Origin of the sequence: Pseudomonas sp. MD330_10, assembly GCF_042610415.1 — a bacterium.
Lineage (GTDB): Bacteria > Pseudomonadota > Gammaproteobacteria > Pseudomonadales > Pseudomonadaceae > Aquipseudomonas > Aquipseudomonas rhodesiae.
Genome location: NZ_JBHGZU010000042.1, coordinates 1 through 1105, shown reverse-complemented (window position 1 = coordinate 1105; position 1105 = coordinate 1). Strand labels below are relative to the sequence as shown.

Annotated in this window: 1 protein-coding gene; it reads right to left on the bottom strand. The window is 62.2% G+C overall.

The window, feature by feature from the left end; translation table 11 throughout:
- Positions 1–1105 (bottom strand): DUF6531 domain-containing protein (locus ACFZPT_RS26515; protein ID WP_379556299.1); only part of this gene is annotated, 1105 nt, incomplete at both ends.

The following is a 1105-nucleotide window of genomic DNA, read 5'->3' as shown; positions in this document are numbered from 1 at the left end:
ACACCGTCGCGAAAGTGGTAGAACCGCGATGCCTGGGCCAGCACCAGCTCATCCGGCGAAGCGCCCAGATAGATCGCTGCTTCGGCCAGGCTATTGGTGATCGCCGGTCGCGCAACGGTGGGGATTGGAAACGAGATAGAGCGGTTTTCATGGTCGTTCCACACCACCGAATCGCCTGAAATCAGCAGCCGCTGCGCCAGCCCATGGCTCCAGCCAACCCCCAGTCCTACATCGACTTCCACCGCACTGGTGCGATACAGCCGCGTCCACTCGAACGGCAAAAGCCCATCCAGAACACCATCAGTCAGGGTCAGCAATTCCTCGCCGGTGACCATTGACACGGGGCAGCCGTTAGTGACGGTTTTATCCGCAGAAGCCGCCGCATCGCCGTTCGGGGTTTTCCCCGAAACAGGCACGTCATCCACAGGCTCCTGCCGCACCAACACCGTTCGCTGAGCCTTGCGACGAACCGCCGGCACCGCGTTCGTAACCACCTGCTCCCCAGCCTGCAACGGCGCAACCGGCACTGTCTTGATCGGCGTCGCCGCGCTGCCCAGCAGCAATGGCCTGGCCTCTGCGACATGGGGTTCCAGCCTGGGTCCCTTGAGGTGCTTGGCGAGCAACGCCAACAACGCTCGCGCCCGCGCGGATTTGATGCTGCTGAGCGTCTGAGCACCCAGGCGCAGAGCCACGCCCATGCCTGCTGTGGCCCAGATCAGCAGCAGATTGATCAGCACTTCCCCGGTCAGTTCGCCGACCAGTTCGTACATCTCGGGCGGCGGCAGCAGGCGCATCCAACTGACCATGGCCGCCAAGTAAATGAACAGCAGCGGCTCATCGCTGAGCACCAGCAAACCCTGGGCAATCGCGTCGCTGCCGAGTGCCAGCAGCGCATCGAGTTCGGCCTGGGAGATGTAGGCCAACAGCTTTTCGCTGTGGGCCTTGAGGTCCGATAGCAGCTCATACAACTGCGTGACGTTGTCCCACAGGTTGTACAGCGCCTTGGCCAAACCACTTGAAAACGCCATGCCCTGCATGGCGCTGCGCTCAAGCGCGGTGGCGTGGGAAAAATCGTCCCAGCGGGGTTTGAAGGTCTTTGCCCATT